Annotated in this window: 7 protein-coding genes and 3 pseudogenes; 5 read left to right on the top strand and 5 right to left on the bottom strand. The window is 37.3% G+C overall.

Going from position 1 to position 11,110, the window contains the following annotated elements:
* Positions 1-61: 61 nt before the first annotated feature.
* A complete protein-coding gene (locus N0M92_RS21365; RefSeq protein ID WP_260287711.1) occupies positions 62-2,236 on the bottom strand; it encodes a DNA topoisomerase III in 2,175 nt (724 codons plus the stop codon).
* Between the two features lie 858 nt (positions 2,237-3,094).
* Here N0M92_RS21365 and N0M92_RS21360 point away from each other — a divergent pair.
* Entirely contained in the window at positions 3,095-3,775 is a 681-nt protein-coding gene (locus N0M92_RS21360) for a papain-like cysteine peptidase (protein ID WP_260287710.1), read from the top strand.
* A gap of 434 nt (positions 3,776-4,209) precedes the next feature.
* Here the strand turns inward: N0M92_RS21360 and N0M92_RS21355 are convergent, their stop codons facing one another.
* Positions 4,210-4,956 (bottom strand): polysaccharide deacetylase family protein, encoded by a 747-nt coding sequence (locus N0M92_RS21355; RefSeq protein WP_260287709.1) that lies wholly within the window; start codon positions 4,954-4,956, stop codon positions 4,210-4,212.
* A gap of 360 nt (positions 4,957-5,316) precedes the next feature.
* Here N0M92_RS21355 and N0M92_RS29505 point away from each other — a divergent pair.
* A pseudogene (locus N0M92_RS29505) lies at positions 5,317-5,490 on the top strand (IS110 family transposase); the annotation flags it as partial.
* Between the two features lie 343 nt (positions 5,491-5,833).
* Here N0M92_RS29505 and N0M92_RS21350 read toward each other — a convergent pair.
* On the bottom strand, positions 5,834-6,019 hold the full coding sequence (locus tag N0M92_RS21350; protein ID WP_260287708.1) for a hypothetical protein: 186 nt from the start codon (positions 6,017-6,019) through the stop codon (positions 5,834-5,836).
* Positions 6,020-6,077: 58 nt separating this feature from the next.
* Positions 6,078-6,232: pseudogene (locus N0M92_RS21345) on the bottom strand (cupin domain-containing protein); the annotation flags it as partial.
* Positions 6,233-6,470: 238 nt separating this feature from the next.
* On the opposite strand from N0M92_RS21345, the gene N0M92_RS21340 reads away from it, so the two are divergent.
* Complete coding sequence (locus tag N0M92_RS21340) at positions 6,471-7,862, top strand: cytochrome P450 (RefSeq protein ID WP_260287707.1); 1,392 nt, start codon at positions 6,471-6,473, stop codon at positions 7,860-7,862.
* Between the two features lie 82 nt (positions 7,863-7,944).
* A pseudogene (locus N0M92_RS21335) lies at positions 7,945-8,175 on the top strand (3-hydroxyisobutyrate dehydrogenase); the annotation flags it as partial.
* 427 nt (positions 8,176-8,602) lie between these two features.
* On the opposite strand, the gene N0M92_RS21330 reads toward N0M92_RS21335, so the two are convergent.
* Complete coding sequence (locus N0M92_RS21330; RefSeq protein ID WP_260287706.1) at positions 8,603-9,457, bottom strand: helix-turn-helix transcriptional regulator; 855 nt, start codon at positions 9,455-9,457, stop codon at positions 8,603-8,605.
* Between the two features lie 121 nt (positions 9,458-9,578).
* Between N0M92_RS21330 and fabF the strand changes: the two genes are divergently transcribed.
* Positions 9,579-10,814, top strand: a complete 1,236-nt coding sequence (gene fabF, locus N0M92_RS21325) for a beta-ketoacyl-ACP synthase II (RefSeq protein WP_260287705.1) — start codon at positions 9,579-9,581, stop codon at positions 10,812-10,814.
* The last annotated feature ends 296 nt before the right edge of the window (positions 10,815-11,110 follow it).

Raw genomic sequence — 11,110 nt, 5'->3', positions numbered from 1 at the left:
ATATAAACGACCCCGAAACAAGAAAATATAAGTCTCAGGGCGCCTTTAATGAAGTTTCTTCTCAAGTTTGCTTGACGTTTTGTTCTGTCGGGAATGTAAAACTGATCTTCTTTTCAGAGTCGGACCAGGATAAAATGGCATCAAAGGTCTTTTCCCCTTTTTTAAAACCGCTTATCAAATCCGTTTCACCGCTCGCCAACAGCTTTTTTATATTTGCTTGACTGATTTTCTTATTAAGGATTTTTTTGGAGATAGTGAAGTTACACTTTGTTTTTTGATAACTTACACATCCATAGAATTCCCCTTTATCGACAATCTTAGAACCGCATAGTTTACAGCTGCCTACAGATGCTGAACTTCTCTTTTTTGGGCCGCTTCGTTGAATCGACTCGGTGTCCAGCCCTTGAAAATTCCAGCTTTCCGATGATTCCACGGCATCACTGATAATTTTTGCTGACATCTTTTTAACAGCTTCCATAAATCCGCCAGCTGATGCCTTCCCTTCACCGATTTCCCTTAAACGCTGTTCCCATTTGGCTGTCATCTCGGGTGAAGCCAGGATTTTCTCCCCAATCGCAGTAATCAGCACTTTCCCTTTATCTGTCGCAAACACCTGGTTTTTTTTAACATTGATGTATTTACGGTCTTTGAGCATGGTAATGATGCCAGCCCGGGTTGCTTCGGTTCCAAGACCCTCGGTTTTCATCAGCACCTTTTCTAACTCTTCATTATCCAGATGCTTTCCGGCAGTCTTCATTAAAGTGATCAGCTGACCTTCTGTATAGCGCTTAGGAGGCTGGGTTTTTCCTTCTTTCACCTTTATATTGGCGACCTTTCCGGAATCCCCTTTTGAGACGGACGGCAAAATGATATCATCGTCTTCCTTGTCATTTTGGAAAATCACTTTGCGCCATCCCTCTTGAATCTGCTGCTTTCCTTTAGAAATGAATTCGGCACGCTTATCGACAAGCGTTTTAATGGTGGTGTAATCGAAAATGGCTTTCTCATAATGGGCCGCAATCAAACGGCGTACCACCAAGTCATAAATATTCCGTTCTTCAGCTGAAAGCCGCTTTGGATCGGTTACCTGCTCAGTCGGGATGATAGCATAGTGATCAGTCACTTTCTTTTCATTTACAAACCGTTTATTATTCATGATGTTCGGTTGCGGCAAGGGAAACAGGGATTCATATTCCGAAAATCCGCTTAGTTTTTGCAAAATATCGGGAAATGTTTCAGCTTCCCCCTCCGTCACATAATTGGAATCTGAACGTGGATAAGAAACGATCCCTTTTTGATATAAACTTTGTACGATATCAAGCGTCTGTTTCGGTGAATATTTATAAACCTTGTTCACAGTCGCTTGCAATGAAGAGAGGTTAAATAACAAAGGCGGCTGAAATTCTTTCCTTTCTGTATCCATTTCAGCTATTTCAGCTTCCTTATCCTTGCAAAAAGCGGCAATTTTATCAGCCATTTCTTTTGTCTTGATTCTCGGATCATTGTTCTGCTGCCATTTTCCCTTATATTTCTTCCCATCCATCTTGAAGTCAGCGAACACTTCCCAGAACGGTTCGGATTTGAATTGCTCAATTTCCATTTCCCGCTTCACAATCAGGGCGAGTGTCGGTGTCTGAACCCTTCCAGCTGAAAACACATCCGAAACGCCCCTTTGTTTCAATAAAATACTATACGCTCTCGACGCATTCATTCCCACAACCCAGTCCGCGCAAGCTCTCGTATACGCTTCATAATAGAGCGGCCTGGTTTTTTCCTCACTCTTCAGATTTTGGAATCCCTCATAAATCGCTTTTGGGGTCAAAGAGGAAATCCATAACCGTTTCATCGGTTTATTGACATTGCATAGATTAACGATGTTGCGTACAATCAATTCTCCTTCACGCCCGGCATCACCTGCATGAATGATTTCATCGACTTCCGGTTTCCTCAGCAAAGTCTTCACAACATTGAATTGCTTTGCCTTTTGTCGGGTCACTTCATATTGAAATTTCTCAGGAATCATCGGCAACGTTTCCATCGACCATTTTTTCCATTTTATATGATAGGTTTCCGGCGAAACGAGTTGACATAAATGCCCGACGGCCCAAGTTACATATGCTCCATCGGGAAAAAGTTCATTCGGCATGATTTCTATATAGCCTTGCTGTTTCTTCGTTTTAAATTGAGCCGCAAGCGTTGAACCTTGATCGGGTTTCTCGGCAATGATTAGCTTCATGTTCATCTTCACCTAATCCGTTAAAAAATATCTTCCCCTATCATTATACCTTAATTATCACAATCGGCTAGATATGACTTCGTTATTACTGAACTGATAGTAGAAAGCATGAAAAGATTGCTTTACTGCGACAAGATTGGGAATTTCCGGATGATGATAAAAGCCGTCGAATAGGCAGGTTAATTTACAAAAAAATGATTTCTAACTCAGGAATTGAACTACATACAAATACAATGCTAAATATTCCTTTTCTTCCCTTCCATTGGTTAGATGAAGATGAGGAAAAATTTTTTTTGATTTTATTAATACAAAAGCTAAAGGTATAGGTACTTCTTTAAGTAGATTTTTAAAAAGAGAAAGTGATCATCTTGGTTGGATTGCCACACAGTTATTTATGGATCCTAACTGCCCTTTTTATTTAGCTCTTTTCGTAAAGATTGTTGTTTTTAAAACAAAACGATTTAAAGTTGATTGGAGCGGAAGTGCGAGGCCCCTGCGGGAGCAGCGGGACAGGTGAGACCCCACAGGCGTTCACGCCGAGGAGGCGAAAGCGAGCAATGGAGGGGAAATCAACCACACCGCATTACTTGGTGATTAGCAACAAAGTATGCGAAAACAGCCTTTTATTTAAAAGAACGTTAATTGGCAAACTAAAGAAAAGACAGAAAGCATTATTGAAAAGAAGGAATTGAAGGCATTAGTTTAACTATGAAAAAAACTTCCGCGGAAACCTTTTAAATGTAGCTATGTAATGTTATAACACATTTCTTATGTTGCATCTTTTTAACACATTTTTTAAATGTCCAATCAAATAGAATTGCTCTTTTATAAAATATTAAAAAGCAGAGGAGTGATTATTTGAATTTATTGGACATAAAAGGATCATATGAATTGATCACTGGTTTGGGCAGCTGGTGTGGTCCTGCCCTCCATACAAAGAGGCATAATTTAAGAAGGAATTCATTTCCCTTGGATTGGGTTCAATCTGGTTTTCTCCCTGAAGTAAATAGATTATTAAAGAATAAATTTGAGGGATATATGGAGCTAGAAAATATGAATGAGAAAAATATACTCGCTCATTTTGTTGATGAAGGAAATGTTGTTCTTGAACCAGGGGGTACTCAACCATCAAAAGCACATTTTGTTCATGATAGTAAATATAAAATTGATTCCGTTCATGATTTTCCAATGATTCCAAACCAAAATTGGATTGTTCAATATCCAGCATTTAAAAATAAGCTGAATCACCGCATCCAAAATTTCCTTACAAAAATCCAACAAAGCAAAAATACTTTATTCATCAGATATGAGTGGTCAACGGCAAACTATGAAGATATTATTGAATTGCAATCTATTTTATCTCAACTTACAACGGGTAAGTTTAACCTGTTGATTATGCAGCCTGTAGAAGGTTTAAATGGAGTTATAGACATGAACTGGCCAAATGAGGGGATTTGCTTTGTACAAGTTCCTCGTAATGATCCCAGTAATAATGCCGTTTGGGATGAGGTATTAAAAGGAATAACTTTAACGAATTAAAAAGGATGATCGTTTTAGGCTGCCTTCTTCTATATGAAGTTTTTCAAATAAATATATTAAGCAGAGTATCATTAATATAGGCAGGGTTTGCTGGCTTTTATTTTTTATTGAACACTTCAGATTAATATACTAATGAGAAGTTGCCTTTTTTTCTAAAAAGATCAGAATAGAGCTATAAATCATTGCCCAACTTATCTTCTAATTTGAAGATAGCTGGGTTTTTAAGATTGGCTGTCCAAAATAACACTTAAAATAAGTGCATATTATCGGTCGAGGCTTGATATTTTATACTGAATCATGAATCAGCCATTTAGTTCAATATCTATCTCCTTAAACTTTTGAATTATATTTGATGTTTCCCCTTATTTTCCGCACCCATTTGCTTATAAAACAATAGTAAGTACTTTTCCCTTGGTTCCAAAAGAAAAAAGCGATTACCTGGTATAGGAACCGCCTTCAACAATCTTTGCAAATTCATCAAGAGTAGTCGAATACTTGATATAAATTCGTGGTAAAAGATAAAGTTCATCTTTAATGCCCTTCTCCGAAAATAGTTCAGGAGTTGTCGTAAGTCCAAATAAATAATATTTCTTCGTTTCTTCTACGACTTTTTCATTGAAATTTCCGTATGGATACGCAAGAGCATTTACTGGTTTGCCTGTTATTTTTTGAATTTTATCTTTGGACCCTTTCAGTTCATATTCATAATTTTTTATTTCCGTCAAATCAGGATGTGTAGCAGTATGAGACTGGATTGAGATTATACCCGAATCAGCCATCATTTTTAAGTTCGATTTAGATAATCGGTTTGAACGACCGATAAAGTCAGAAATAACAAAAATGGTACCACTTGGTTTAAAACGTTCGTCTTTAAGTTTTTGAAAGATAGCGAATGCATTCAGATTGTTTTTGTATCCGTCATCAAAGGTAATGAAAATGGGTTTATTTGCTTTATAAATGTCTTGCCACCGATCAAAAGTTAATAATGTGTAGCCATGTTCTTTTAAATAAATCATTTGTTTCTGGAAATTATCAGGAGTTACATATAGCTCCTTAGAACCTTGCCCTGTAAACTCGTCAATCGAATGATAAACTAGAATAGGTACTTTTCGTTGAGCAAAAACTTGTGATGGAAGAATTAAGATAAGAAGACATAGGAAAAACATTATAAGCTTTTTCATAAAGTTCCTCGCTTTGCATCATTTTTTATATCTTTTCAATTTATTGTGCCTCAGGAAGCATGGTTCTATTATGATTTCTCCCATATTTAATTTTATCTCCCATTGATCAATGGTGACTTTGATAATCCCAAATGAAAAACTAATTTCTTAAAACACTAATGAATCAGACTAACTGCCACATTAGCTCTATAAGAAAAAGAGCTGCCAAAGCAACTCCGTTAGCATTCCTGTAGATCGTTAAATATCAGGTTTTAAATAATAGAAACCCTCAGTAAGATACGTGTATAGAGACCAATCTAACTCAAAGTCTTAAGGAGGTAGCCCTACTATGAATTTTAAAATGCACAACAAAATCAACTAATTGAGAGAATTACGGATCAACATCTAGTTGTTGGTGTGGATATTGCCCAACACGTACACGTGGCCCGTGCTGTAAAATTTCGGGACATTGTGGTCGGGAAACCCCTATCTTTTGAAAATAACGAAGAGGGTTTTACCAGCTTACTAAACTGGATCCAGGAACTAAAACAAATGAAAGAATTTGTGGATTTTGAAATAATTACAGTATTTAAAATATAAGAACAGCGTTAATATATATGGTTTTCGCTGTTCTTGCATTACGAAACTGCGCAATGCCGCTTTAAACCTTCATATTGTATTATCCGCTTTCACGATATATTAGAAAAAGACAGGTTTCCCTGTCCTCAACATTAGTATATTTCATATTAACCTTTCGATCCATTCATTATTAATAACAATTTCCGCCCTCTGTTTTACCACTATTTGTGATCGGTTCACCATGATAATTCTAATTCTACTCTAGGTTTTTAAAAGGGCTAAGAGAACTGTCCTCGCTTGCAGCATGATAGGTTTCACTCTATTTATACATATTTTTGCTTTGCTGAAGAAGTTTGGATTCCCCGGTACGTTCCCATTCTTCTACTTTTTCACATGCTTTTTCGGGAGAATATCCTTTCCCTGCAAGAACTCCCATTAGAAAAAATTCTTGAAGAATATGCGTAGCATTTATTCCTCTTTTAACATCCTCTAACCCTTCATTCACCAAAAATCCCTTGTGCTTTATCCATTCATCTGGAGTCCTGCCAGAAATAACTGTATTACTATTGCCATGGACCGTAACCCTCTTCCGAAGCCACTGCATCTGCTTTAGTTTCATGAACAGTACCAAATGGATGGTTAGGAGGAGCATATATCGAGCAAGTTTTAGCGGAATATTACCTGTATTGGCTTCATTATGCCATGTGCCAGCAGTCAACAAGATAATAACTTTTGTAAGTTTGTTCCATACATTCTTGCTTTCATTAGTAAAAGAAAGTGACAACCAAGGGATGGGTGCCTTTACCATTTCATAAACACTTTAAATTCAAATTGATTAACTATCTTTAAAAAATATTGTATTTATTGGTCTTCTTATTAACAACTTGTCCAAACCAATCAATACTTTCATCATAGAATGAATATAAATGATTATAAGATATGGAGGAAACAAACCAGTGAGTGACACAGATTTTTCAAATGATTCTCCCCAGGGCCCTAAAGGAAGACTAATTACTGGCCATTCAAATGAGTTTACTTCAGATACACTTGGCTTTCTTACCCGTTTAGCAAATGAATATGGAGAAGTTGCTAAAATTCGTTTTGGACCTTTCCAAAATGTTTACTTCATTTCAAATCCAGATTTAATTAAGCAGGTACTTGTAACAAAACAAAAATCCTTCTTGAAATCAAATGACTTCAAAGCCTTAAAACCATTACTCGGAGAAGGCCTTCTTACAAGTGAGAAGGAAATTCACATGCGCCAAAGAAGGCTTATTCAACCTTCTTTCAAAAAATCTCATATTAGCAATTATGCACAGGATATGATTGATATAACAATGAACTATATTTCCACTTGGAAAAACAGGGAAGAACGGATTATTACGGAGGATATGATGAGCCTTGCTCTCGGTATCATCAGCAAGACCATGTTCAGTTTGAACCTCAAAGAAGGATATGACGAGCTCGGGGAACCTATAGAAGCATCTATGAGAATTGCTGTTAAAAGGATGAGAACACTTCTTCACTTGCCACTATGGGTTCCGACTAAAAATAACCGTGAATATAAAAATTCGATACAAAGACTTGATACAGTGATTTATAACATTATTGAAAAACGTAGGGCAGATTCAGAGAGACATGAGGACATGCTTGGGATTTTAATGGATGCCCGAGATGATGAGGATGGCTTAGGTATGACAAACCAGCAGGTACGTGATGAGCTAATGACCATTTTCCTTGCCGGTCACGAAACAACTGCAAACGTGCTTTCCTGGACCTTATACTTGCTTTCACAACACCCTGAAGTGGAAACTAAACTTTTCAATGAAATAGATAACGTAATCGGCGATCGTAACCCTACTCCTGGCGATTATATGAAATTAACGTACACACAAAATATTATCAATGAATCAATGCGCATATACCCTCCTGGCTATATCATATCTCGGAAAGTGGTGGAGGATGTGGTAATAGGAGGATATCATTTTAAAAAAGGCGATATGATCCTGTTAAGTCAGTATGTGATGCACCACAAGCAAGAGTATTTTAATAATCCAGAGTCTTTTAATCCAGAGCGATTTGAAAACAACTTTGTGAAAACTCTACCTCCGTTCGCTTACTTTCCGTTTGGCGGAGGGGCAAGAGTTTGTATCGGTAATCATTTCGCAATGATGGAAGCTGTGCTTGTCCTAGCGTGCATTGCTCAACGATATCGGATAAGGCTGGCGCCGGACCATCATGAAGTAAAGCCACTTCCGTCTATTACACTCAGACCGAAGCGTGGATTACGCATGGTAGTCGAAGAGAGAAATATAGGAGGTATCCAACCAGAAGATTCTGAAATTTAAAGAACAAAGTTGTCACACCTAGTGAAGACCCCCTTAGTTCCATAAAAAGACTGAAGCATCAACCCTAGTTTTTTTGAAGCAAAACCAGCTAGGCTTCGACACAGTAGATAGTGGTTCTTTAAGTGATTCGTGGAGACAGCAGCCAGGAACTCCTGCATACTGCACAGAACTAACAAAAGCATTGGAAAAAGCAAATAAAGAAAAAGCCCCCTTCCTACGGGATAAGGTAATAGAAAAGTTATCAGCTTCTAACCTCAAACCCCTCTCAAGTAAAGATATTGTGAATATGAACAGAGAAATATATAATTCATAAAACAAAAAGGTGCACTCAGTTTAAAGTGCACCTTTTTACATATCCATATATCCCCATAAAGTTGCAGAAAAATATGTTTGCCTCTTTCCTTTATGCCGCCAAACAATCTAGAATATTATTGGTAATTCTGAGAGATTACAAAGGCCCTTCCAGACCGATCTCAATTTTTTTCAAAACATAATCTAAGTATGATTGTGTTTTAAATCTCTCTTCTACTAACCTCCCTCTATAAACATTGATGTATTAACGAGGAAATTGAAGCGGAAGATTTAAACAGAGTATTGAAATTTTGGTTTTTATTACTAAATTCGAACTGTTCCGAAAAAGCATGAAATGACAGCTTTACTTCGGATAAGATCGGGAATGTTGATTAGTTTGGGTAAGGTTTGACCATGATAATCTATCTATAAAAGACAGTGAATACTGGTTATGAACTTTCAATGGAGATTTTCTTCATTAATCGTTTTAATTTATCTTCTGTAGCTGTTCCCTCTACTGGTGTATAGATACTGCACCTTAAGTCCATGTCCCCCTGGACTTGGAGAGAAGTTAAATTAAACAGCATCTTTCCGGCTTTAGCATGTCTAAATTCAATCATCATTTCTGGAGCTTTGCTCACTTGACTTTCTTGCCATAAAGATTGAAATTCCGGATGGGAATCACTCATTTCTTTAATAAATAGGTTATACCATTCATCCCCTAAGTAGTGACCATAATAGGCACGAAAAATGGCAAGAAACCCTTTAACAAAATGCTCCCAATTCACAGCTAATGCTTTTAATTCTTTTCTTGTAAATATTAGATGGATCAAATTTCGTTGGTCATCCGGGAGTTGTTCAAAATCTAAAAATACATGAGCAGCAGCATTGTTCCAGCCTACAATATGACAATGTCGATCTGTAACGATAGTAGGACAATACGTTAACTCAGCTAAAATTCTTTCCAAAGAAGGACTTAGTTTTGGTCGATCCTTCTTTCGATGAATAATGGATGATTTCACCTCTAAAGCTAAATCATATAGATACTCCCGTTCATCATTATTTAATTGTAGAGCTGTGGATATACAATCCAATACGCTTGTGGAGACCTTTATATCCCGTCCTTGCTCTAGCCACGTATACCAAGTAGTACTGACTCCCGCCAAATGTGCAACTTCTTCTCTTCGTAAGCCAGGTGTTCTTCTCCGTGTACCAGCGGGTATACCTATAGATTCAGGCTTTATTTGGGATCGCTTCGATTTCAAAAATGAAGACAAAGCTTCAAGCCTGGTTTTATCATTCATTTCTAAAACCCCCTTCATAACAATTTAACCTAGTAGTTATTATACCAGGATAAACACTCACTTGTAATAGGATAACCCCGAAGTATAATACAAGTATACTATTCATTTGGAGTGATAAAAAATGGAAAGAGTCGTTATTACAGGAATGGGAGTAGTCTCTCCTATTGGAAACAACGTAGAAAAATTTTGGAGGAATCTGATTGAAGGGAAGTCTGGCATTTCCTCCATTGATACATTTGACGTAAGCAATCATAAAGCAAAAATTGCAGGAATTATTCGTGACTTTAATGCAGATGATATCTTAGGAAAAAATGAAGCACGTCGTCTAGATCGCTTTACTCAATTTGCTTTGGCTGCTGCTGAACAAGCTTGGGCTGATTCTGATTTAGATATGGATGATGTCAATCTGGAAAGACTTGGCGTATATGTTGGTTCGGGGATAGGAGGAATTGAAACATTTATTGATAATGTGGATACTCTTCGAGAGAAAGGTCCAAGAAGAGTCAGTCCAACCCTGGTACCAGCCATGATTTCAAATGCTGCCGCGGCCCAAATTAGTATTAAGTGGAACGCAATGGGACCTACTATGTCACCTGTTTCCGCTTGTGCGATCGGTAATACAGCTATTGGTGAAGCATTTAGACTTATTCGCTTTGGAGAAGCTGATGCCGTTTTTGCAGGAGGAGCAGAGGCAGCTATAACAGATTTATCGTTAGCTAGTTTTGGCAATGCTACAGCATTATCAACGAGAAACGATAATCCAACTAAAGCTAGCCGTCCTTTTGATGTAAATCGAGATGGATTTGTCATGTCAGAAGGAGCAGGAATTTTAATCTTGGAATCTTTGTCTCACGCTTTACGTAGAAATGCAAAAATTCACGCTGAAGTCATTGGGTATGGTGCAAGTTCTGATGCCTATCATATGGTGGCTACACACCCAGAAGGTAAAGGAGCCTATCTTGCAATGAAAATGGCTTTGAAAAACGCAAAAATTTCTCCTGAAGAGATTGATGTCATTAGCGCTCATGCAACAAGTACAGAAGTTGGAGATCGTTCTGAGACACTGGCAATTAAAAAACTATTTGAATCAAAAGCTTATCAAATCCCAATAACAGCTAATAAATCTATGCTTGGTCATATGTTAGGAGCAGCTGGAGGCGTGGAAGCAATTGCTTTGGCAAAAAGTTTACAGGAAGGAATCATTCCTCCAACCATCAACTTGGAAAAGCCTGACTCATTATGTGATTTAGATTATGTACCGGGTATTGCCCGTAAGGTGGAAATAAATACTGGTCTATCCAATTCATTTGGTTTTGGAGGTCATAATGCAGCAATCGTTTTAAAAAAATATGAGTGAATGAACTTTCGCATCGTATTTTTAAATTAAAGATCCTCAAGAGAAACTTAGTTGGTTACCATAATGGGTCACTACGAAAAAGCCCTTTTTTCTTAAGGGCTTTTCTTATGTTCATAAAGCCATATTTTTCAAATACCTATTAGCCACATCGACTAATTTAGTTAACAAAACAGTTAAGATTCCTTGTCCACTATAGTTTTCCGAAGTAAACAAATATACGCCTTATCACTCTTATTGGTATTGCACCACAAGCAATGATTCTTCATTATCTTTTATCATAAAGAACAAGGTTTAAA

Source organism: Peribacillus aracenensis (assembly GCF_025175645.1).
Classification (GTDB): domain Bacteria; phylum Bacillota; class Bacilli; order Bacillales; family DSM-1321; genus Peribacillus; species Peribacillus aracenensis.
Note: the sequence above shows the minus strand (reverse complement) of the source record. Positions and strands in the feature narration are given on the sequence as shown.

Bases quoted from the DNA above. Each gene is read 5' to 3' on its own strand.
- N0M92_RS21365 (WP_260287711.1), bottom strand. From the start codon at position 2,236: ATGAAGCTAATCATTGCCGAGAAACCCGATCAAGGTTCAACGCTTGCG.
- N0M92_RS21355 (WP_260287709.1), bottom strand. From the start codon at position 4,956: ATGAAAAAGCTTATAATGTTTTTCCTATGTCTTCTTATCTTAATTCTT.
- N0M92_RS21330 (WP_260287706.1), bottom strand. From the start codon at position 9,457: ATGAATGATAAAACCAGGCTTGAAGCTTTGTCTTCATTTTTGAAATCG.
- fabF (WP_260287705.1), top strand. From the start codon at position 9,579: ATGGAAAGAGTCGTTATTACAGGAATGGGAGTAGTCTCTCCTATTGGA.